Source organism: Marivirga atlantica, assembly GCF_016734805.1.
Taxonomy (GTDB): Bacteria; Bacteroidota; Bacteroidia; order Cytophagales; family Cyclobacteriaceae; genus Marivirga; species Marivirga atlantica.
This window is the reverse complement of sequence record NZ_JAERQG010000004.1, coordinates 76,962-97,542: the sequence shown is the minus strand read 5'-3', so window position 1 is coordinate 97,542 and position 20,581 is coordinate 76,962. Positions and strand designations below refer to the sequence as shown.

Sequence of the window (20,581 nt, the reverse complement as noted above, 5' to 3'; positions counted from 1 at the left end):
TGATTTGACTATGACTTTCAACTAAAAGTTTCGGATGAATAAGCGTAGAACCTATTTTAAAAGGTAATTATTTAAGAACTTTTATATTAAACTCTTTTCGGATGTCGGCTATAGGTTGATCCATATAAGTTTCAAAGCCTGACCATGGCCAGGCTTTGTGCATGCGTTTTGCTCTGATAATGAGCAAAGGAATTGCTGCTAATAACTTGAATATATTTTTTATGACATGAAGGAAGGTGAAATTCTTTGACAATTCATAAGCGTTGGCTTTGCGGTATTCATTAAAGTGGTTCCAGAAGCCGAGTGTTGTACCAAATATCGTCCAGATTTTTACAGCCCCCTCACCAAAGAGCGATATATCACAACCGAATAAAACATGAGCAACATCATGAGACTTAAAGAAAGACTTAACCTCATCAGGTAGACCTTCTTTGGTATGGCTAAGATGACCTTCATATGCGTTGTAGAAATCATCCAGGCCTTGCCTTAGTGTGATATTGCTTTCTGTTTCCATTACTTTAAGTGATAACTGAGAGATGAGCAGATGGAATTATAGCTGTTCCTAAGTTACACGTTAGCGGTGATACTTGAAAGATCAAATATCTTCGGCTAACAGTTTTCGACCCCACTTTTATTAACTTCCTGCAAAAGGAGTTCCGAAAACACCCACTGCCAGTTCAGCCCAAATCAATAGGAAAATGAATAGTATAATGGCGATGGCAATAATTCTGTTCTTAGTAGCCTTAATTTTCCTAAGCGAGAACTCAGCTGTAAGCCCAACTATCAATAAAAGGCTTCCCATCACCACAAAGTCAAATAAACTCCAGTCAACCTCATTAGTAAATTGCATGGCAACCAAAGGTACCATCAATAAAATGCCCATTGTAAGCAGTATGCCTGCCAGTCTTTTGTTTTTGTTCATAACGTACATAGTATTTGTGTTTAAGTATTTATATTAAAAACCGTGTAATTCAGCTAAATCACCCACTGCCAGCGTTCCCCAAAGCACAATAAATGCTATTATAATTTTGAGCCAATAAGGTACTTTTATTGCTAAATAGCGCTGTAAAATGTTTCCAAGTGGAGGGCAATAGATAAGTGAAATGATTAAGTAAGCTATACCAGGGTAAATCCTTACTTCTATGATATTCATGATGCCAAGCATTATGAAAATCAACATCAAAAAGTAGAAGAAAATATCTTTTAATTCCATCCTCATTTTAGTAATTGCTCGATTGCATTGATATGATTCCTGAATGCTACTTTTCCAGCTTGGGTGGCAAAATATTTAGTGTTGGGCTTTCTGTCTTGAAACTCTTTCTCATAAGTGATGTATTTACTTTTTTCAAGAGATTTTAGATGGCTGGCGAGGTTGCCATCAGTTACGCCTAGTAGATCCTTTAAAGCATTAAAGTCAAGATGATCGTTAACCACTAAGGCTGACATAATCCCAAGCCTCACCCTGTTTTCAAAGGCCTTGTCTAATTTATTGAGTAGCTCCTTCACTACTTATATTTTGTTTTTACAACAAATCCGTAGATGATATTAACAAGCCCAAAGCCGACTGACCAGATAATGAGGCTATACTCGATAAGTACTAATGCTAATAAGCCCAAAAAGCACTCTATTAAACCGAGGCTCAGCATTTCATGAAGCGTATATTTACTTACGTTTACTAAGGCAAGCCCATAAAAAACTAATGTGAAGGGTAGAAGTAAGCCTGCAAACCCTTGCAACAATAGTATAAGACAAATGAAGCCACCTGTAAAAAGTGGAATGGCCAAATTGATTAATATCCTTTTGGTTTGCTGATCCCATATTGGCTGATTGCGCTTTTTGGTTTCTCTTGTGGTTAGTAAGATAATTAGCAGAATACTGGTAACAAGAGTTACCACGCCAATGAGCACTAGATTTATTAACTGCTCTTCAGAAAGAAAAATTCTATCAAAGCCTAGTATGGTTGTTTCTTTAAAAATTAATTGATGAGCTGCAAATGCACCTATAAGTGCAATAATGCCTGCAACAATTCCTGAAGGGCCACTTAAAGAAACAAATCTTGATGATTTGTTCATCATCTCCTTTATTTCTTTTATATCATTTAAATATTTTTCTTTCATAAAAAGTACTTTGTAATTCAAAGTAAAGTAAAATTGAACAATAATTCAACTATGTTTATAAAAATTATTTTCTGGTATTAATTTTTAAATAACGGGCTACTCAATCATTTATCTGAGTTTCTGAGCCTAATAAGCCATTCATTTTACGAACAATCTCGTCTAGTTCATTAGCACTTTGCTCTAGCTTGTTGATGAGAGGAATAATTTCATGAATTTCTTTTGTGGCATTAATGAGCTTGATTAAACCCATGATCCGAGCCAATGGCCCTCTTACTTCATGCGAGTTAATATGAGCGTACTCGGTAATCTTCGCCAGCTGACTACTTATTTTAGTAGTTCTTTCCTGCACCAGGTGCTCCAGGTTTTCATTTAGATTAAGTAATTCTTCATTAGCTTCTGATAACTCACTGGTTCTTTTCTGCACCATCTCCTCCAGATAAATATTGGTATTTTTAAGCTTGCGTCTCATGCTAAGCTGAAGGAGGTATAATGCTGTAATGAAACAGGTGGTTATCATTTCTATCAGGCCTGATTCAAAAATGGATTTATAAGAATTGATGAAGTTTACTTCTGTATTAAACCCTAGTAGTTGATAGGTGATGATTAAAATAGGATATAACAGCAAGGTGAAGTATCCGAATACAAGTAAGTTCCATAAAAATGAAAAGTTAAGTGAGCGTAAGTTCTTCTGCCTTAACCAATCATAAACATACCATAATACCCCTAATGGGATTACATGCATTAAAAATACAGCGATTAGCCTTGTGTTAAAAGGTATGCCTATCAATGTAATTAAACAAAGTGGAATGATATAGATAGGTTTGCGTAAGTGGAAAAGACAAACTATTAGTGCCACTTCTCTCAAATCGCTATAGCTACCTTCAAAACCAGGAGTATTGATTTTTATCAGGCCGAGTATAGCCGAAAGCATTCCGTAAGAAACGGTTACTGCAACGTCTCTATGCTTTTCATAAAACCTGTCTATTTTAGATAGCCCGTCTTGATTTATATCATTCATTATCAAGTATTCAGAAGACAGGTAAAATAGTTTAAATTCTTTTAAAACGTATTACTGTTGATTGGCTAATCCTGAAATTTGGTCGAAAAAGACAACAGTAAAATGTGCGTTATGCGCATTTAACAGCTAATAGAATGAGCTTATAATTAAAGTGAATGATAGAGATATAGTAAAATAAGAAAGTTCACATTTATTTCTTATAAAATGACAGCATGATTGTATGATTTAATTTTACTACCAAAAGTGTATCAGCTATGAAATAAAAAAGCCTCAGAGATTTCCCTGAGGCTTTTGTTCTATCTTTATAAAAAGGACTTATTTTTTATCAGCCGCTTTTTTCTTTGTTGTTGTCTTTCTTGTAGTTCTTTTCTTTTTAGGCTTTTCTTCTACAATTTCGTCTTCCACGTCAGTTAAAAGTCTACCGCAATGCTCACAAACGATAATTTTCTTACGCTCACGTATGTCGGCCTGACGCTGAGGTGGTACAGTGTTGAAACAACCACCGCAAGCCCCTCTTTTTACAGGAACTACAGCCAAACCATTTCTTACGTTATTTCTTAACTTCTCGTATGATTCAGCCAATCTGTCTTCAAGCCCTTTAATAGCTTTTTCTCTATCTTTCTCAAGCTTCTTTACATCAGCTTCGCTTTCTTGCTCAATAGTGTCTAATTCACCTTTTTTAGCTTCAAGATCTTTCTTTCTATCTTCAAGTAAGTTTTTGGTTTCTTCTATAGAACCCTCTTTCTCCTCAATTTTGGCTTGCGCTTCTTTAATTCTTTTCTCAAGAATCTGGATTTCAAGTTGCTGAAGTTCTACTTCTTTAGTGATAGCATCGTATTCACGATTGTTTCTCACGTTCATTTGCTGCTCGCCATATTTAGCAATAAGCTTTTCAGCATCTTTGATTCCGTTTTTGCTAGCCGCAATTTCGTCATTGATTACTTTAACACTTTCATCAAATCGCTCGATACGCGTCTCATAGCCGGCAATCTCATCTTCAAGATCGGCCACTTCATCAGGAAGCGCTCCTCTTACTTTCTTAATTTCATCAAGTTTTGAATCTATTGCCTGTAATTTTTGTAAGGCGTCAAGCTTTTGTGCTACAGTACTTTCCATGCAGTTAATAATATTTTATCGGATTCGTAACAGTCTGTCCTAAATGGAGTGCAATATTAGCAAATTTTTCTTTCAATAACGCATAAAATAACTCATTTGTAAATATCTCGCTTTCATAGTGCCCGATGTCAGCAATAACCAGTTGCTTGTCGGCATCAAAATATTCATGGTATTTAATATCAGCACTAATGTAGAAATCAGCTTTTGCGGCAATAGCATTTTTGATAAGAAAAGCCCCTGACCCCCCACATACAGCCACTCTTTGCACTTTTTTACCAAGTAATGGTGTGTGTTTTATGGTTTGCAGATTCATCTTTTCTTTAAGATAATCCATGAACGCTACTTCATCCATTGGCTTTTCCAGCATGCCAAACATGCCGGCACCAATTTCACTATAATCATTTTCCAATTGGTGTAAATAATAAGCTACTTCCTCGTAAGGATGCGCTTTTCGCATAGCATTAAGTATAGCTGATTTTAAATGAACAGGGAAAATAACTTCTACCTTCGTTTCATTGACTTTTTCTAACTCACCTTTACTACCTATAGTCGGGTTTGCATTTTCCGAAGGTCTGAAACTTCCTGTGCCCGCACTTTCAAATGCACAATCTTTATATTCGCCAATTTGTCCTGCTCCAGCTTCAAAAAGAGCTTCTTTTACTTTTTCAGCATCACTATTGGGAACAAATACACTCAATTTAGCAAGTTGCTGCTTCTTCGGACTAAGAATCTGAAGGGATGATAAGCCAAGCTTTTCAGCTATTTTAGCATTTACTCCATGCTTTACATTATCCAAATTGGTGTGACAGGCATAAAGCGCTATATCTTCTTTAATAGCTTTAATTACAGTTCTTTCAACATAATTACTTCCGGTTAGTCGCTTTAGGCCCTTAAAAATTATGGGGTGATGCGCTACTATTAGCTCGCAGTTTTTAGCTTTGGCTTCATCAATCACTTCTTCTGTAACGTCCAATGTTATTAACACATTACTTACTTTTTTTGATGGGTCACCCACAAGGAGTCCTGCATTATCATAACTTTCCTGAAGAGAAGGAGGAGCTATTTTATTGAGGTAATTCGTTATTTCCGCTACTGTATTCATGGTGTTGTCAAAGTTAAAAATAAAATGAAGCAGCCCAAGATTTAAAGCTGTAAAGAGTTTGAGGCTTATTGATTTTTAATGCTCTTTTCAGACAGAAATAATTAATTTTGATTTCTAATAATGAATAAACTCTTCGATCATAAACTTTGGGCGATCTTAATGAGCCCCTTTAGCCTCTTATACAAATGGGTAATGCAGTTCAGAAATTACCTCTATGATATAGAGCACAAGGCTATTTTTGATTTTGACAACCTGATTATATCTGTTGGTAACCTTTCAGTAGGCGGAACAGGTAAAACCCCAATGGTAGAGTATCTGATTAGGTTTTTCTTGAAAAAGCATCCTGATTTAGCTGTCACGACATTGTCACGAGGGTACGGACGAAAATCAAAGGGATTTATGCTAGCAGATGCTGAAACCAATGCAAAAAGTATTGGAGACGAGCCTTTTCAAATGTATCAAAAGTTTGCACCGGCTATAGATGTTTCAGTTTGTGAAGACAGAGTTTTGGCTGTCCCATCCATTTTAATGGAGAAGCCGGGAAATAATGTTGTCTTGCTGGATGATGCTTTTCAACATAGAAGTATCAAACCAAATTTTTCAATAGTTCTTTCTGATTATGCCCGCCCTTTTTATAATGACTATGTTTTGCCATCAGGTTTGTTACGAGAGGGTAGAAAGGGAATAAATAGAGCAGATGTATTAATTTTCACTAAATGTCCGCAAGGCATTTCGCAGCAAGAAATGAGAAGCATGCAAAAGAAGGCTTCAGCCTATTTTAAAAAGGAAGCCATCTATTTCTCAGGTATTCAATATGACCTTGTCAGTTCGAAACTGGATAGAACCATTAAGAGAAAAATTGTTATTGTTACGGGTATTGCAAATCCATCAGTTATGCTAGAATACCTGGAAAGTGACTATGAAGTTGTAAAACATTTTAATTTCCCGGATCATCATCAGTTTACAGAAAAGGAGATTGATGAGGTGAATGCTTTTGCTACAGCTAACCACGCTGATGTAATCTGTACTGAAAAGGATTGGGTAAGGATAATAAGCGATAAGCAACTCGAAAATGTATTAGGCGATAAATTGTTTTATTTACCTATGATGGTACAGTTTTTGGAAGGAGAGGAGGCATTAGAAAAGCAGTTAAATGGTTTGATTAACAATCAGGATAAAACCACTAATTAGACTTCGCAATAAATTAGTCAGTCAAAGGTTGAATAAACTGCTTCTTAATATTTAATTTCGCATCGTTTTGAGAAAAATCCATAGTTACATATTCCTTTTGTTTGCCGTTTTTCTGCTTTCAGCACCAGTGCTTCATGGGCAAGTTGTTGATGATACAACAAAGAATGTATACGGGCCTCAAACTACTTTTTACACCACGGAAGAGAATATTCTCAACAATATTGATGGATATTATAGCCTTGATACCACATTAGCTGATACCCATAATTGGGATCCTGTTGAGTTAAATAATTATTACTGGCAATATTTGGGGACAGTAGGCACGGCTATGCAGCCCATCTTCTATCAAGCTCCGGAAGTTACCGGTAGGAGAAGTGGGTTTAATGTGTATGATAATTATGTGAAGCAAAGCGACCAGTTTAGGTATTTCGACACCAAGTCGCCTTACACCAATTTAAGGTCTGTTATTGGCGGTAATTACCGAGCTTTTATTGGAGTGGATTTCTCCAGAAATGTAAAACCAAATTGGAACGTAGGCTTTAGCTTCAGAAGATGGACTATTGATAAGCAGTTAGGGCCTTTGTCCAGTAGGGGAGATTTGAATGTGTTAACACATTCATATGATGTCTACACTGATTATTTTACCCCTAACAAAAAGTACAGAGTACTATTCAATTTTGCCAGAACCTTTCATAAGGTTGATGAAACTGGTGGAATTAAAGACACTGCAAGTGTAATAGACTACGAAGAACTTTTCGATTATGAGGATGAAGATATTAACCTTCGTAACGGCCAGTCGAGTGAATTGAAACAGCATTACCATATTTATCAGCATTACAACCTCAGCAAACTTGTAGGTTTTTATCATCAGTTTGATTGGGAGAGAAAGCTTAATCAGTTTATCAATAGCGATGCAGATGCTGATTCTGAAATCAACTACTTGGACCAGTATTTTATTAGATCTGATAGCACAACAGATCTTGCCTCTTATTACTACATTCAGAACACTATCGGCTTGAAAGGTGAAGTCAGTAAAATATTTTATAGGCTTTATGTGAAGCGAAAAGATATCCGCTATCAAACTAAATACATGCGAGAGTTATTTGCCCCTGTAGAAAACTATGCCGGAGCACATATTCGGTTAGCACCAAAGGAAAACTGGCAGCTAAGAGCCTCTGCTGAATATCAACTAGATGGTAATTATAAATTGGAAGCCAAATTGATAATTCCTTTTTTAGAGGCTAGCGCCCTGTCTATGCAGTTTGATGCTCCTTTTTTCTACCAGCGCTATTTAGGCAATCATGATTATTGGAGGAATGACTTTGGCACCGAAAAAGTACAACAGCTTAAAGGTAAAGCCTATTTTAAATGGAAGGATTATATTGATATAAGGCCAAAGGCCACCATCTCAGTTGTTACTGATCACTTATATTTTAACGAAAATGCTGAACCGGCACAGGCCTCTGGTACAGCTACTATGATACACCCGGGAGTTGAGCTGAATAGTAAGTTAGGCTATTTCAATATTAATGCTGATTATGTGTATACAACCATTGAAGGAGGTTCTGCTAATGTATTTAGAATACCAGAGCACTTTTTTACACTAGGCTTTTACTACGAAAGAAGGTTGGTAGATAACCTTGTTGCACGATTTGGAATTGATACTCATGCCCAGAGTACTTATTTTGCTGATGACTATGATGCGGTTACGCAACAGTTCTATTTACAAAATGATTTTGAAATTCCGGCTTATATTTTCGGAGATGTTTATGCGAGTTTCAAAATAGGAACAGCCAAAGTATTTTTGAAGTACAGGCACTTTAACCAAGGGCTGCCTGCTGATGGTTATTTTACCACACCTTACTATACGGGGCAACAAGCGGTATTTGATATTGGTGTGTCATGGTCATTCTTTAACTAACAATTAACAGAATTACGTAATGGAAAAATTTACTCTAGGTCTTGAGTTACCTACCGATCCGCGTTGGGTAAATGTAGCAGAAAAGCATATTGAAGATATATTAGTAGACCATGCGTATTGTGAGCAGAAGGCTGCCAGTAGCTGTATCAGCATGATCATCAACTTTCCAGAATATGATGATTTGGTAGAAATGCTAACACCTGTGGTTGCTGAAGAATGGTCACATTTTGAAAGGGTAATTGAACAACTCAACAAAAGAGGGTATAAGCTAAGCAAGCCCAGAAAAGATGAGTATGTAGCTCAGCTTTTGAAGTTGGAGGAAAAAGGTGGTAGCAGAGATTTTCAGGTAATGGAGAAACTGCTTATCAATGCTTTAATAGAGGCCAGAAGTTGTGAACGATTCAAAGTTTTGCATCATGGGCTTGAAGATCAGGAATTAAAAAACTTCTATTATGAATTGATGATCTCTGAAGCAGGACATTACAGAAACTTCCTGAAACTGGCGGAAACCTATATGCCAAAAGAAAAAGTAAGAGCCAGATGGAATGAATTGCTTGAGCAGGAAGCTGAAATTATGAGAAACTTAAAACCTAGGGCAGATCGCATGCATTAAGTCATTTATACTTATTATGGCTTATTTGTTTCTGCCTACTTGATTTAAAAGTTTTTACCTCATCCTTTCTAAGTTTAGTATGCTTGGTTTTTCTTCCCTGAACGCGCTTGCGCCACATCCTAAAACTAGAAGGTTTCATTTCTGATCGCATGATTTTGATAACTTCCTTTTCTGGAATACCAAATTGAGTCTCTATAGCATCAAATGGTGTGCGATCTTCCCAACCCATTTCTACAATTCTATCAATTTCGCGTATTGATAAATCTTTCTTCTTTCTTAACCTCATATTGTATACAACATGTGTTGAAGGCTGCTGTTTTGAGAAATTTATTCGGGAACTTCTAGTTTAATGGGGTCACTTTGAATGACATTACTTTTATTTCCAGCTCTGTCCAAAATATAAGTTTCAATTTTAACTTCGCTATCTCTAAAAACTGAACTGAAACCTGAAGATTTTAACTCATAAGACAGTTCACCATTAAGCGGCCTCTCGTAGTCCTCAGTATTTAGAATAGGAAACCTGCCATTAAAACTTTGATAATATGGAGGTCCTTCCCAGTCGAATTTAATGAATTCACTGTCATTCGTGGGCTTGTAATACATATCAATAAAGATGTTATAAAATCGTGGGTTTCTTTCAATGTAGATGGTATCACCTGAAAGTCGTGCATTGCCAACTATTACCGTATCATCTTCAGGGAAAACCAGATAATCTAGCGGATTAAATGGAGGTAAAGTATCACTATCTCCAATAAAAATAGGGAAACCTTCAATGTCGATGGGTACAAAAAACTGATTATAAGGTTGCTCAATATCAGAACTAGCTAAACCTAAATCTCCGTCTCCATCTTCAAAACCTAGTGTTATGGTAATTACATCTTCTGTTACATTAGGTTGAGCCTCAATAGGTCTTTTTTCGAAAGAAACATCTCTAAAGCTTATGGCAGGTGTATTTGGAAATTCAGGAGGAGTAGGGCAGCCCATAAAAAATAATGAGCCTATGATTAGGCCTAAAGCAAGGAAGTTATTTCTATTATATTTGCTCATAAATCAGTAATGTCCCATAGATGTCGGAAAGAGAACGCTTTTTAGATCAAATTGATGCCCTAAATCCTCAAAATTTTGAGAAACATGCTCTTTTTTTATTTGAGTACCAATATAAACACAATCCTATTTATAAAAAATATGTGGATTTATTAGGGAGAGATGTTCGAGCTATTTCAAAACTTACCAATATTCCTTTTTTACCTATAGAATTCTTCAAATCTCAGCGAGTGGCCGCTAAAAATGTATCATTTAATGAGCAAGCAGTTTTTGAAAGTAGTGGGACAACAGCCACAGGAAATAGCAAGCATTACGTGTTTGATTTAAACTTTTATTTACAGCACAGTAAGCAATTGTTTGAAGCTGATTATGGCGAACTGAGCGATTACACCATACTAGCTTTACTACCTTCATATCTTGAAAGGAATAATTCTTCCTTAGTTGCTATGGTTGATTACTTTATCAAAGAAACTGAATCAGAACATTCGGGATTTTATTTGCACGATTATCAAGCATTAATTGATAAAGTTGTTTACCTAAAGGAGCATCAATCAAATACTAAGATTATTATTTGGGGTGTAAGCTTTGCACTTTTGGATTTGGCAGAAGATTATAAGCCGGATTTTTCTGAATGCATAGTAATGGAAACAGGCGGGATGAAAGGCAGAAGAGCGGAAATTACCAAAGCAGAATTACATGAAATACTTAAGCAAGGCTTAAATGTAAGCGAAGTGCATTCTGAATATGGCATGACCGAATTATTGTCGCAAAGCTATAGCCAGGGAGTAGGTATTTTTCATCCCTCGAAAAGCATGAAAATTCTTACGAGAGAGGTTAATGATCCTTTTGCTCTAACACACAGTTCGCAAAGGGCAGGAGGTATTAACGTGATTGACCTGGCTAATATAGATAGCTGTGCCTTCATTGAAACTAAAGATGTTGGCTATGTTTATCCGAATGGCTCTTTTAAAGTTTTAGGCAGATTCGATCATTCGGATGTGCGCGGTTGCAATTTAATGGTTTCATAAACCTCCTAGTTGATAGCTTGCTTCACCAGCTTAAATTTATTTCTTATTTCGTCCAAACATAAATTACCTATACTCCCTTCGTGTGTGTGACTAATCTCTTTCTCAGGAATGAATTTTCCTTCCAGAATATCTTGCCCCAGCTGTTTATAAGCATCTCTGAAGGTCATTCCCTGCATCACTAGTTTATTCACCATTTCAACACTGTAGAGGTAATCGTACATAGGATTTTTTAAAATATCCGCTTTGACCACAATATGTTGCAGCATAAAATCACTTACTGCCAGGCAACCTTTCATGCTTTCAATTGCATCTATAAAGCTTTCTTTTAGCAATTGTAAATCTCTGTGGTAACCGCTGGGAAGGTTGTTAGTTATGGCCATAATTTCAGTTGGCAGGTTTTGGATCTTATTACATTTGCCTCTAATCAATTCAAAAACATCTGGGTTTTGCTTATGAGGCATAATGCTCGACCCTGTTGTTAATTCCTTAGGGAATCCAATAAAATTAAAGTTTTGAGACATGTACAGGCATACATCCATGCTCATTTTTGCCAGCGTACTGCCCACTGAGGCCAGAGCAAAAGTCACAGATTTCTCTAGCTTTCCTCTCCCCATCTGAGCTGCTACAACATTATATTTTAATTGCTTGAAGCCTAATAAGTCAGTCGTCATTTTTCTATCAATAGGGAAAGAGGTGCCATATCCTGCTGCGGATCCTAAAGGGTTCTGATCAGCTATCTGATAGGCAGCATTTAAGAAAGTGATATCGTCTATTAAACTTTCAGCATAGGCACTAAACCAAAGACCGAAGGAAGAAGGCATGGCTATTTGTAGATGTGTATAGCCTGGTAGTAATACACCTTTATGTTCGTCTGCTAATCTTAATAAGGTATGGAATAGTGTTTCAGTAAGTACAATTATTTCTTTGATTTCCACTTTGCTATATAAGTGAAGGTCTACCAGAATCTGGTCATTTCTTGATCTTGCAGTATGAATTTTTTTACCACTCTCTCCTACTTTTTCAATCAGCACATGCTCTATTTTGCTGTGCACATCTTCAAATTCATCTTCAATTTCGAAGGTTCCTTCCTTAATGGATAGCAGAATTTCCTCCAGCACATTCAGCATTTGAGCTAATTCATCATCTGTAATAAACCCGCTTTTGTTTAGCATTTTGGCATGTGCCATATTTCCCAGCACATCGTATTTAGCCAGTTTTAGGTCTAGCGTTCTATCGTTCCCGACTGTAAATCTTTCAACTATATTTTCAGTGGTATATCCTTTGTCCCAGAGTTTCATGAGCATTTATTTTAAAAAGTTTTCAAATAGTTTAATGTAGGTATTGATACCTTCCTCCAGTTCATTCAATTCAAGGAATTCATCTGCACCATGCGACCTGCTTGAATTCCCTGGTCCCATTTTCAGAGAAGGACAGTTAATTAAAGCCTGGTCTGAGAGGGTTGGCGAACCATAAGTGCTTAGCCCTAAGGATAGGCCACATTTTACAAATGCATGCTGTCTCCCAATAGAGGAAGAATTAAGTCTGAAAGAGCGCGCTTTCAATTCACTATTGGTATGTTGATCGATTACAGCAAAAAGTGCTTTATTTTGGTAACACTCATTTACCCTCACATCAATCACGAAATGGCAATCAGCCGGCACTACATTATGCTGTTCCCCTGCCTGAATCTGTGTTACCGTCATCTTTACCATCCCTAATAAGTCTGATTCCAAAGGGAATTGAAAATGTTCAATCCACTGGATATCCTGCATTGCTTTATAAATGGCATTTTCAGTATTCTCATGAGCAGCATGGCCGGAAACTCCTTTTGCAACAGCATCTATTACCATTAATCCCTTTTCAGCTATGGCCATTTTCATTTGTGTAGGCTCTCCTACAAGTGCGAAGCTTATTTCCGGTAAATGAGGTAACAAAACTGTAATGCCATTAGGCCCTGAGTTCTCTTCTTCGGCTGTAGCTGCCAAAATCAGATTATGACTTAAATTTTCAGCTGAATAATAATGGTTGAACAAGGCCAACAAAGCAACCAAGCAGCCTCCTGCATCATTGCTGCCCAATCCGTAGAGCTTTCCATTTTCTATTTTAGCTTTGAATGGATCTATGCTATAGCCTTTATTGGGCTTCACCGTGTCGTGATGAGAATTGAGTAAAACACTGGGTTTGGAGGCATTAAAGTGCTTATTTACTGCCCAGATGTTATTCCTGAGCCTGTTGGTTTTTATACCTTCCTCAGTAAGCCACGCTTCAATCAAAGAAGCCGTTACCTCTTCCTCATCAGAGAAAGAAGGTGTTTCAATTAAGGCCTGCAGTAAGTCCAAAGCTTTAGGGTAGTGATTAGCTTTCATTTCAGTGAAATTTCGGTATGTTGAGAACTTTGATTTCCTACTACCTGAGCCCCTCCTATTATTACTTTTTTAACACCCTTTTCAAGTGCATAGAAACAGTTATCCATTTTAGGTAACATTCCATCTGCTATAATTTTATCTGACTTTAATTGTTGAAAGTCCTTTTTATTGATCTGCTCAATAAGGGAATCAGGATTATCTACTTCTTTTAACACACCCTTTTTTTCAAAACAATAGATCAGGCTTAGCTCGTAATAGTGGCTCATGGCTACTGCTATTTCAGCCGCTACTGTATCGGCATTGGTATTGAGCAACTGCCCTGCACCATCGTGCGTAATGGCGCAAAAAACCGGGCTAATATCCCTTTGAAGCAAATGCTGAATAGATTCAGTATTGACCTCTTTTACATCACCCACAAAGCCATAATTAATTGCTTGCTCTCTTCTTTTTACAGAAGTGATAAGATTTGCATCGGCCCCTGAAAGTCCCATAGCGTTGCACCCCTTTGCCTGGAGAAGGGCTACAATTTGCTTATTGATGAGCCCTGCATACACCATGGTGACAATATCCAGATCAGCGGAGAATGTGATTCTTCTTCCATCCACAAGCTGAGGCTTAATCCCTAATTGGTGGCTAAGCGCAGATGCCTTATTCCCACCCCCGTGCACCAATATTTTGGGCTCAGGTAAAAGAGCGAAATCTGTTAGAAAGGTATCTAACTGATCAGCATGATTAATGAGGTTCCCCCCAATTTTAACAAGAGTCAATTTATTCATGGCCCAATAATTTTAGCAAGACTGCCTGAGCAGCATAAGTTCTGTTTTCTGCTTGTTGATAAATTAGTGACTGTTCGCTGTCAAGGACTTCATCGGTAACAACCACATTTCGCCTTACCGGAAGGCAATGCATAAATTTGGCTTTGTTGGTGAGCTGCATCTTATCAGCTGTTATCCTCCAGTTTTCATGGCCTGCTAAAATTTCTCCATAATTTTCATAGGACGACCAGTTCTTGGCATACACAAAATCTGCCTCCTTTAAGGCTTCTTCCTGATTGTGCAATACAGTAACATCCTTTATAAATTCGGGTGCCAGATCCATTCCTTCCGGATTACATACTACTAGTTCTACATCCGATTCCTTTATCCATTCAATAAATGAATTAGCCACTGCCTGAGGAAGGGCTTTTGGATGTGGCGCCCAACTGAGCACTACCTTAGGCTTTGCTTTAGCCTTATGTTCTTCAATGGTTAAAAGGTCGGCAAGCGACTGCAGTGGATGACGAGTAGCACTTTCTAATGAGACAATGGGTACCTGCGCGTACTTGATAAACTTCTGAAGCAATTGCTCACTATAATCTGCTTCTCTATCTTTTAGATCAGGAAAAGTTCTGATGCCTACTATATCGCAGTATTGTGAAATTACTGCCGCAGCATCTTTGATGTGCTCCTGTGAGTTTTGGTTCATCACTGTTCCATCTTCGAGCTCAAGACTCCAGGAATCCTTATCGAGGTTTAGCACCATCACATTCATTCCTAAGTTGAAAGCCGCTTTTTGAGTACTTAATCGGGTTCTTAAGCTAGGGTTTAAAAAGACAAGCCCCAGTGTTTTATTTTTACCAAACTCCTGATGTTGAAAAGGATGTTGTTTCAGTTCTTTCGCCAGAGCCACCAAGTCTTCTGCCTGGCTCACATCTTTATATGCAGTGAATTTTTTCATATGATAATTTCATTTAATGCCTGAATGAATGGTGCTACCTCCTGCTTGCTTATGCCTAAGGGAGGAAGGATTCTGAGTAAATTAGGATTGGCAGATGCTCCCGTAAAAATACGATAGTCATAGACCAGCTTTTGTCGCATTTCTTTAATGGGGAAGTCAAACTCCAGGCCTAACATGAGGCCTTTTCCTTTAATCTTTTTGATGGAATTGATGCCTGATAGCTCCTGTTTGATATAATCACTCATGACTACTACATGATTCATCAGCTCCTCATTTTTAAGTGTATCCAGCACAGCAATACAAGCGGAGCAGGCTAAATGATTGCCTCCGAAAGTGGTTCCCAGCATTCCTTTTTTAGCTGCTATTTTTGGGTGGATTAGCAATCCTCCTATAGGAAAGCCATTTCCCATTCCTTTGGCCATAGTAATAATATCAGCTTCAATATTAGCCCATTGATGGGCAAAGAACTTACCTGATCTGCCAAAGCCGCTTTGGATTTCATCCAGGATTAATAGGGTACCATATTTCCTGCATTCCTGACTTAAATAATTGAGATAATCATCGGAAGGCATATCCAAACCTCCCACACCTTGAATACCTTCAACTATTAGAGCACACACATCCCCCCTGCTTAAAGCATGGCTTGCCTGTTCTTCATTATTGAGTTCTATAAACTCAACCGGAAAGTTGTCTTTATTGATTTCTGCAGAGAGAGAAGCATTATCTGTGATATTTAAGGCTGCCGCTGTTCTACCATGAAAACTCCCCTTAAAAGCCACTATCTTTTTTCTGTTATTATAGAAAGAGGCCACCTTTAAGGCATTTTCATTGGCTTCAGCACCACTATTGCAGAGAAATAATTGGTAATCCTGATAAGCACTTAGTGTGCTTAGCTTTTCTACCAACTCCTGCTGCAGCGGCATTTGAACAGAATTTGAATAAAAACCAATAGATTCAATTTGCTCTGTTAGTCGGGCTGTATAAGTAGGATGACTATGCCCTATTGAAATGACACCGTGTCCACCATACAGATCCAAATACTGTTGGCCATTATCATCATATAAATAAACACCTTTTGCCTTGCTTAGGGTGATGTCAAAAAGTGGATATACATCGAATAACTTCATATCAGTAATAGTTTGCTTTAAATTGAAGGCCCATCTTTTCAGGCAGGCCATGCATTAAATTCATGTTTTGAATTGCCTGTCCTGCAGCACCTTTGAGCAGGTTATCAATGGCAGAGGTAATCAATACTTTACCCTCCACCTTTTGAACCTGAATAAGACAGTTGTTCGTATTTACCACTTGTTTCAGGCTTAGTGTCTCATTAGTAATGAAGGTAAAGGTGGCATCAGCATAGTACTCTTTAAAAATGCTATTTAACTCTTCTTCCGATAGGCTACTTTCTGTATAAAGAGTCGCAAAAATTCCTCTGGTAAAATCTCCCCTTACAGGAATGAAATTTATCTTTTGATCAAAGCCTTTTTGCAGTGTATGAACTGACTGGCTGATCTCCTGCAGATGCTGGTGTTCAAAAGCTTTATAAATTGAAATATTGTTATTTCTCCAACTGAAATGGCTGGTAGTGCTGAAGCCTTGTCCGGCACCTGTAGAGCCGGTAATAGCGTGAACATGCACATCCTTTTTTAGTAAATTATGCTTGGCAAGGGGGAGTAAGCCTAACTGTATAGCTGTGGCAAAGCAACCCGGGTTAGCAAGGTATTGGGCTTGCGGTATCACTGATTTATTGAGCTCTACTAAGCCATACATAAAGTCATGGCTGTTGTCATTTAGTCTGAAATCGCTACTTAAGTCAATAATCTTGGTGTTTGCAGCAAAATGATGCGCTTTTAAAAAAGGTTTAGCGTGTTCGTGCCCTAAGCAAAGGAAAGCCACATCTACCTCATAATTAATGGTGTCTGTAAAAGTTATATGCGGATGAGTAAATAAATCCTCATGCACAGTAAAGAGCTTTTTTCCTGCTTGTGATTGGCTGTAGAGAAAATCTATTTCCACTTCCGGATGCTGAAGCAGGCACCTGATGAGTTCGCCTGCAGCATATCCACCACTGCCAATAATACCTACGTTTATCATGATAAATCTTTATTTACGTGTTTGAAAATATGCATAGAGTTGGCGAGGATCCTGGTGAAACCTTTCACATCCTCACCCGACCAGTTTTTATTCTCTTCACCATAGGCTCCAAAATCTGAAGTCATCAAATCGTGAGGAGATTCAATGCCAAGAATATTAAATCTGTAAGGGTGGAGCGCTATGCTTACTTTGCCTGACACATGCTTCTGAGAGTTTTGGAGAAATGTTTCTATATCTCGCATAACCGGATCAAAATATTGTGCCTCATGAATAAACATGCCGTACCAATTGGCTAGCTGTTCTTTCCAGTGGAGTTGCCATTTTGATAAGGTATGCTTCTCAAGTGTATGATGCGCTTTGATGATTATGGAAGGGGCTGCTGCCTCAAAACCAACTCTTCCCTTGATACCAATAATGGTATCACCCACATGTATATCTCTGCCTATGGCAAACTTGTTGGACATTTGTTCCAGGTGCTGAATAATTTCAACAGGCTTCATGGCTTTACCATTTAGAGCAGAAAGCTCTCCCTGCTTAAATTCAAGCGTCATCTTTTCTGCCTCTGTTTTCTGTAAAGGCGAAGGATAAGCCTCCTCGGGAAGCGCACCATGTGAAGTAAGCGTTTCTGCTCCACCTACACTGGTACCCCATAGCCCTTTGTTGATAGAGTATTGCGCTTTTTTCCAGTCCAGGGCAAGTCCGTTTTCCGCTAGAAAATCTATTTCCTGCTTTCTGCTTAATTGCTGATCTCTAATAGGTGTGATGATCTCAATGTCAGGAGCTATCAACTGAAAAATGAGATCGAAACGTACCTGATCATTTCCTGCACCCGTAGAGCCATGTGCCAAATAATTAGCGCCTATTTCCTTTGCATATTTAGCTAAGGCAATGGCCTGGTAGATTCTCTCTGCACTAACAGAAAGTGGGTAGGTATTATTCCTCAGCACATTTCCGAAAATCAGGTATTTGAGAATATGCTCATAAAACTCCTCCGTTTTTTCCAGAAGTTGATGTTGCTGAACACCCAGCGCATAAGCTCTTTCCTCTATCAGCTGAAGTTCCTCAGGTGTAAATCCACCTGTATTTACAAGAGCGGAGTAAACTGCTAAACCCTTGGTTTTAGAGAGATATTTAGCGCAGTAAGAGGTATCTAAGCCTCCACTAAAAGCGAGTACTACCTTATTATTTTTCATTTTCTAATACGTTTTTAAATGCTGGAATCTCTTTTGCCTTTTGCTTTATTCTTTCTGCTCTTTCCTTCAGAAAGGCTTTGAACTTATCCCACGACTTTTCATGAGCTGTTTTTACTGGTTCAGAAGGAATCTTGCTCAGGTCGCAAATCATACCTGTACATAAGCACATGCTTTTATTAGTTCTTTGAAGTATGTCATAGTTGACACAGCTTTGACAGCCCTTCCAGAAAGTTTCGTCTTGAGTTAATTCTGAAAAGGTGACCGGCTTATAGCCCAGGTCAGAATTAATCTTCATAACAGCCATACTGGTAGTGATACCGAAAAGCTGGGCATGAGGAAATAGTTGCTTTGATAGCTGAAAGGTGGCTTGTTTAATAGCCCTGGCCAGGCCTGTTTTCTGATAGTCGGGATGAACAATAAGACCTGAATTGGCCACATATTTATGGCCTTCCCAGTTTTCTATGTAACAGAACCCTATAGGATGCTCATTATTGAGGGCAATGATTGCTTTGCCCTCATCCATTTTCTTGCGGATGTACTCTGGCGCTCTTTTGGCGATGCCTGTACCTCTGTTTTTAGCAGCATTTTCCATCATGTCGCATATATATTGCGCATGAGGAAAGTGTGCTTTATTTGCTATAGTAATAGTAAAATGCACAATAGTGAGAGTTTGTGCTTCTAAGCGAAGCAGTTCAAAAATGAAGTAAATAGAATGGTTGGGAGTGGTGGAGTTCGTAAACTCCACAGAAACGTATTACGCCCTTAGGCGATTGCGTAAACGGCTAGATAAAGTCAATACAGGCGCACTAACAGGAGATTCCTGCAAAAGTGTTGTGCGATATGTTGCTTGTATTGAGTGCATTACTGTAACAAATGTTATTTATTAAAAAATAGAATGCAAATAGAATTCACTTTTTTATGGTGATAATCAAATTTTAACAAGTGCAAAATACTGATAATGAGTAATTTATTTGGTTTATCTCATGTTTCTGATCTATTTTTTTATAAAATATTTAGAAGTAATACCTCAATATTTGAGGTATTTGTTTGCAATACATCAAGAATTAATGTATTGTTGCAATATGTATTCAAAAGAACTCTTAAAAGGCACTTTAGAAGTAATAGTTCTGAAACTTCTTTCTGAACAAGGAAAGATGTATGGCTATGAACTATCACAAAAAGTAAAGGAAGAAACAGAGGGGAAAATTCATTTAAAAGATGGCTCTCTATATCCGGCATTGCACAAACTCACAAAGGACGGAATACTGACCTATGAGGAAGTGAGTATTGGTAAGCGAGTGCGTAAATATTATAAACTTACCACAAAAGGAGAGGCACAGAAAGAAACTCTACTTGATGAAATGAGAGATTTCATTAAAACGATTGAGAAGGTAATTTTTAGTGATTTAAAAACATCATCAGGCTTATGTTAAGTGAAGCTCAGGAAAAAATAATTATTGAGGAGATAGAGCAGAGCAGCGTGAAAAGCCGGGAACTTAAGGACGACTTAATCGACCATTTCTGTTGCCTGGTGGAGATTGAAATGAATAAAGGAAAAACCTTTCAATCAGCATTACAAAGTGCCTACAAGCAAACAGCTCCTAATGGGTTAAATGAAATTCAAAATGAAACACTTTTCTTACTAAACTATAATAAAATTATGCTTATGAAACGATTAACGTATGCTTCAGGCTATCTATTCACTTTGGCCTTGATAGTTGGTATTTTCTTTAAACTAATGCACTTGCCGGGTGCAACAGTTTTGATGTTTGGTGGTGGTAGTGGATTTGCTTTTATTTTTATTCCACTGCTTTTAATCAATAAGTTTAAGAGGTCAGCACCTAAGGTGATGTCTGAGAAACTGAAATGGATTTTAGGAGCTACCTCGCTCATCATGTTTATGCTTGCTTCATGGATGAAGCTTCAACACCTGATGGGTGCCGCTTTCATGTTAGGTTTGAGCTTCCTTGTATTTGGCTTTGGCTTTTTACCGTTCCTGTTTTTTAGGATGTACAAAAAGTCGGTTGAGGAGGTTTAGAAATAGAAGAGGCTACTTTAAATA

The 20,581-nt window shown here is 37.8% G+C and carries 24 protein-coding genes; 6 read left to right on the top strand and 18 right to left on the bottom strand.

Annotation, left to right across the window (positions count from 1 at the left end; genetic code table 11):
• Window positions 1-67: 67 nt before the first annotated feature.
• The 8 genes from JKP34_RS14730 to JKP34_RS14695 form a co-directional block, all read right to left on the bottom strand.
• The gene (locus JKP34_RS14730; protein ID WP_201923171.1) at window positions 68-514 is read right to left on the bottom strand and encodes a hypothetical protein; all 447 of its coding nucleotides are present in this window, start codon (window positions 512-514) and stop codon (window positions 68-70) included.
• 120 nt (window positions 515-634) lie between these two features.
• Window positions 635-931 carry a hypothetical protein gene (locus JKP34_RS14725; RefSeq protein ID WP_201923168.1) on the bottom strand — a complete coding sequence of 99 codons (297 nt, stop codon included), beginning with the start codon at window positions 929-931 and terminating at the stop codon, window positions 635-637.
• A gap of 24 nt (window positions 932-955) precedes the next feature.
• Window positions 956-1,213: a hypothetical protein gene (locus JKP34_RS14720; protein ID WP_201923165.1), complete on the bottom strand. Its 258-nt coding sequence runs from the start codon at window positions 1,211-1,213 to the stop codon at window positions 956-958.
• Between the two features lie 2 nt (window positions 1,214-1,215).
• Window positions 1,216-1,506 carry a winged helix-turn-helix domain-containing protein gene (locus JKP34_RS14715; protein WP_201923162.1) on the bottom strand — a complete coding sequence of 97 codons (291 nt, stop codon included), beginning with the start codon at window positions 1,504-1,506 and terminating at the stop codon, window positions 1,216-1,218.
• Entirely contained in the window at window positions 1,506-2,117 is a 612-nt protein-coding gene (locus JKP34_RS14710; RefSeq protein ID WP_201923159.1) for a hypothetical protein, read from the bottom strand. The genes JKP34_RS14715 and JKP34_RS14710 overlap by 1 nt, the downstream gene beginning before the upstream one ends.
• 100 nt (window positions 2,118-2,217) lie before the next feature.
• Window positions 2,218-3,135 carry a hypothetical protein gene (locus tag JKP34_RS14705; protein WP_201923156.1) on the bottom strand — a complete coding sequence of 306 codons (918 nt, stop codon included), beginning with the start codon at window positions 3,133-3,135 and terminating at the stop codon, window positions 2,218-2,220.
• Window positions 3,136-3,450: 315 nt separating this feature from the next.
• Window positions 3,451-4,251 carry a zinc ribbon domain-containing protein gene (locus tag JKP34_RS14700; protein ID WP_201923153.1) on the bottom strand — a complete coding sequence of 267 codons (801 nt, stop codon included), beginning with the start codon at window positions 4,249-4,251 and terminating at the stop codon, window positions 3,451-3,453.
• Window positions 4,252-4,255: 4 nt separating this feature from the next.
• Window positions 4,256-5,353 carry a Nif3-like dinuclear metal center hexameric protein gene (locus JKP34_RS14695; protein ID WP_201923150.1) on the bottom strand — a complete coding sequence of 366 codons (1,098 nt, stop codon included), beginning with the start codon at window positions 5,351-5,353 and terminating at the stop codon, window positions 4,256-4,258.
• A gap of 120 nt (window positions 5,354-5,473) precedes the next feature.
• Between JKP34_RS14695 and lpxK the strand changes: the two genes are divergently transcribed.
• The 3 genes from lpxK (at window position 5,474) to miaE (ending at window position 9,078) form a co-directional block, all read left to right on the top strand.
• Complete coding sequence (gene lpxK / locus JKP34_RS14690; RefSeq protein ID WP_201923146.1) at window positions 5,474-6,544, top strand: tetraacyldisaccharide 4'-kinase; 1,071 nt, start codon at window positions 5,474-5,476, stop codon at window positions 6,542-6,544.
• Between the two features lie 67 nt (window positions 6,545-6,611).
• Complete coding sequence (locus tag JKP34_RS14685) at window positions 6,612-8,465, top strand: putative porin (RefSeq protein ID WP_201923142.1); 1,854 nt, start codon at window positions 6,612-6,614, stop codon at window positions 8,463-8,465.
• Window positions 8,466-8,484: 19 nt separating this feature from the next.
• Window positions 8,485-9,078 carry a tRNA-(ms[2]io[6]A)-hydroxylase gene (miaE, locus tag JKP34_RS14680; RefSeq protein ID WP_201923139.1) on the top strand — a complete coding sequence of 198 codons (594 nt, stop codon included), beginning with the start codon at window positions 8,485-8,487 and terminating at the stop codon, window positions 9,076-9,078.
• Window position 9,079: 1 nt separating this feature from the next.
• On the opposite strand, the gene JKP34_RS14675 is transcribed toward miaE, so the two are convergent.
• Together JKP34_RS14675 and JKP34_RS14670 are read right to left on the bottom strand one after the other, a co-directional pair.
• Complete coding sequence (locus JKP34_RS14675; protein WP_201923135.1) at window positions 9,080-9,364, bottom strand: TIGR03643 family protein; 285 nt, start codon at window positions 9,362-9,364, stop codon at window positions 9,080-9,082.
• Window positions 9,365-9,405: 41 nt separating this feature from the next.
• The gene (locus tag JKP34_RS14670) at window positions 9,406-10,125 is read right to left on the bottom strand and encodes a hypothetical protein (RefSeq protein WP_201923132.1); all 720 of its coding nucleotides are present in this window, start codon (window positions 10,123-10,125) and stop codon (window positions 9,406-9,408) included.
• Between the two features lie 20 nt (window positions 10,126-10,145).
• On the opposite strand from JKP34_RS14670, the gene JKP34_RS14665 reads away from it, so the two are divergent.
• The gene (locus tag JKP34_RS14665) at window positions 10,146-11,150 is read left to right on the top strand and encodes an acyl transferase (protein ID WP_201923129.1); all 1,005 of its coding nucleotides are present in this window, start codon (window positions 10,146-10,148) and stop codon (window positions 11,148-11,150) included.
• A gap of 5 nt (window positions 11,151-11,155) precedes the next feature.
• Here JKP34_RS14665 and argH read toward each other — a convergent pair whose 3' ends face one another.
• From argH to JKP34_RS14625, 8 genes are read right to left on the bottom strand one after another with little or no spacing between them, the layout of a single operon-like run.
• Complete coding sequence (argH, locus tag JKP34_RS14660; protein ID WP_201923126.1) at window positions 11,156-12,448, bottom strand: argininosuccinate lyase; 1,293 nt, start codon at window positions 12,446-12,448, stop codon at window positions 11,156-11,158.
• A gap of 6 nt (window positions 12,449-12,454) precedes the next feature.
• Window positions 12,455-13,516: a M20 family metallo-hydrolase gene (locus JKP34_RS14655; RefSeq protein WP_201923123.1), complete on the bottom strand. Its 1,062-nt coding sequence runs from the start codon at window positions 13,514-13,516 to the stop codon at window positions 12,455-12,457.
• Complete coding sequence (argB, locus tag JKP34_RS14650) at window positions 13,513-14,292, bottom strand: acetylglutamate kinase (RefSeq protein WP_201923120.1); 780 nt, start codon at window positions 14,290-14,292, stop codon at window positions 13,513-13,515. Before argB ends, JKP34_RS14655 begins: the two co-directional genes overlap by 4 nt.
• Complete coding sequence (locus JKP34_RS14645; RefSeq protein ID WP_201923116.1) at window positions 14,285-15,232, bottom strand: N-acetylornithine carbamoyltransferase; 948 nt, start codon at window positions 15,230-15,232, stop codon at window positions 14,285-14,287. Before JKP34_RS14645 ends, argB begins: the two co-directional genes overlap by 8 nt.
• A complete protein-coding gene (locus JKP34_RS14640; RefSeq protein WP_201923113.1) occupies window positions 15,229-16,359 on the bottom strand; it encodes an aspartate aminotransferase family protein in 1,131 nt (376 codons plus the stop codon). Before JKP34_RS14640 ends, JKP34_RS14645 begins: the two co-directional genes overlap by 4 nt.
• A 1-nt stretch (window position 16,360) precedes the next feature.
• Window positions 16,361-17,326 carry an N-acetyl-gamma-glutamyl-phosphate reductase gene (argC, locus tag JKP34_RS14635; RefSeq protein ID WP_201923111.1) on the bottom strand — a complete coding sequence of 322 codons (966 nt, stop codon included), beginning with the start codon at window positions 17,324-17,326 and terminating at the stop codon, window positions 16,361-16,363.
• On the bottom strand, window positions 17,323-18,519 hold the full coding sequence (locus JKP34_RS14630) for an argininosuccinate synthase (RefSeq protein WP_201923108.1): 1,197 nt from the start codon (window positions 18,517-18,519) through the stop codon (window positions 17,323-17,325). Before JKP34_RS14630 ends, argC begins: the two co-directional genes overlap by 4 nt.
• On the bottom strand, window positions 18,509-19,264 hold the full coding sequence (locus tag JKP34_RS14625) for a GNAT family N-acetyltransferase (RefSeq protein WP_317193718.1): 756 nt from the start codon (window positions 19,262-19,264) through the stop codon (window positions 18,509-18,511). Before JKP34_RS14625 ends, JKP34_RS14630 begins: the two co-directional genes overlap by 11 nt.
• A 337-nt stretch (window positions 19,265-19,601) precedes the next feature.
• Between JKP34_RS14625 and JKP34_RS14620 the strand changes: the two genes are divergently transcribed.
• Window positions 19,602-19,952 (top strand): PadR family transcriptional regulator, encoded by a 351-nt coding sequence (locus JKP34_RS14620; RefSeq protein ID WP_201923104.1) that lies wholly within the window; start codon window positions 19,602-19,604, stop codon window positions 19,950-19,952.
• Window positions 19,946-20,557: a hypothetical protein gene (locus JKP34_RS14615; protein ID WP_201923100.1), complete on the top strand. Its 612-nt coding sequence runs from the start codon at window positions 19,946-19,948 to the stop codon at window positions 20,555-20,557. The genes JKP34_RS14620 and JKP34_RS14615 overlap by 7 nt, the downstream gene beginning before the upstream one ends.
• The last annotated feature ends 24 nt before the right edge of the window (window positions 20,558-20,581 follow it).

Excerpts from the sequence above, each read along its gene's own strand:
- JKP34_RS14730 (WP_201923171.1), bottom strand. The coding sequence starts at position 514 with ATGGAAACAGAAAGCAATATCACACTAAGGCAAGGCCTGGATGATTTC.
- JKP34_RS14725 (WP_201923168.1), bottom strand. The coding sequence starts at position 931 with ATGTACGTTATGAACAAAAACAAAAGACTGGCAGGCATACTGCTTACA.
- JKP34_RS14720 (WP_201923165.1), bottom strand. The coding sequence starts at position 1,213 with ATGGAATTAAAAGATATTTTCTTCTACTTTTTGATGTTGATTTTCATA.
- JKP34_RS14710 (WP_201923159.1), bottom strand. The coding sequence starts at position 2,117 with ATGAAAGAAAAATATTTAAATGATATAAAAGAAATAAAGGAGATGATG.
- JKP34_RS14705 (WP_201923156.1), bottom strand. The coding sequence starts at position 3,135 with ATGAATGATATAAATCAAGACGGGCTATCTAAAATAGACAGGTTTTAT.
- JKP34_RS14700 (WP_201923153.1), bottom strand. The coding sequence starts at position 4,251 with ATGGAAAGTACTGTAGCACAAAAGCTTGACGCCTTACAAAAATTACAG.
- JKP34_RS14695 (WP_201923150.1), bottom strand. The coding sequence starts at position 5,353 with ATGAATACAGTAGCGGAAATAACGAATTACCTCAATAAAATAGCTCCT.
- lpxK (WP_201923146.1), top strand. The coding sequence starts at position 5,474 with ATGAATAAACTCTTCGATCATAAACTTTGGGCGATCTTAATGAGCCCC.
- miaE (WP_201923139.1), top strand. The coding sequence starts at position 8,485 with ATGGAAAAATTTACTCTAGGTCTTGAGTTACCTACCGATCCGCGTTGG.
- JKP34_RS14675 (WP_201923135.1), bottom strand. The coding sequence starts at position 9,364 with ATGAGGTTAAGAAAGAAGAAAGATTTATCAATACGCGAAATTGATAGA.
- JKP34_RS14670 (WP_201923132.1), bottom strand. The coding sequence starts at position 10,125 with ATGAGCAAATATAATAGAAATAACTTCCTTGCTTTAGGCCTAATCATA.
- JKP34_RS14665 (WP_201923129.1), top strand. The coding sequence starts at position 10,146 with ATGTCGGAAAGAGAACGCTTTTTAGATCAAATTGATGCCCTAAATCCT.
- argH (WP_201923126.1), bottom strand. The coding sequence starts at position 12,448 with ATGAAACTCTGGGACAAAGGATATACCACTGAAAATATAGTTGAAAGA.
- JKP34_RS14655 (WP_201923123.1), bottom strand. The coding sequence starts at position 13,516 with ATGAAAGCTAATCACTACCCTAAAGCTTTGGACTTACTGCAGGCCTTA.
- argB (WP_201923120.1), bottom strand. The coding sequence starts at position 14,292 with ATGAATAAATTGACTCTTGTTAAAATTGGGGGGAACCTCATTAATCAT.
- JKP34_RS14645 (WP_201923116.1), bottom strand. The coding sequence starts at position 15,232 with ATGAAAAAATTCACTGCATATAAAGATGTGAGCCAGGCAGAAGACTTG.
- JKP34_RS14640 (WP_201923113.1), bottom strand. The coding sequence starts at position 16,359 with ATGAAGTTATTCGATGTATATCCACTTTTTGACATCACCCTAAGCAAG.
- argC (WP_201923111.1), bottom strand. The coding sequence starts at position 17,326 with ATGATAAACGTAGGTATTATTGGCAGTGGTGGATATGCTGCAGGCGAA.
- JKP34_RS14630 (WP_201923108.1), bottom strand. The coding sequence starts at position 18,519 with ATGAAAAATAATAAGGTAGTACTCGCTTTTAGTGGAGGCTTAGATACC.
- JKP34_RS14620 (WP_201923104.1), top strand. The coding sequence starts at position 19,602 with ATGTATTCAAAAGAACTCTTAAAAGGCACTTTAGAAGTAATAGTTCTG.
- JKP34_RS14615 (WP_201923100.1), top strand. The coding sequence starts at position 19,946 with ATGTTAAGTGAAGCTCAGGAAAAAATAATTATTGAGGAGATAGAGCAG.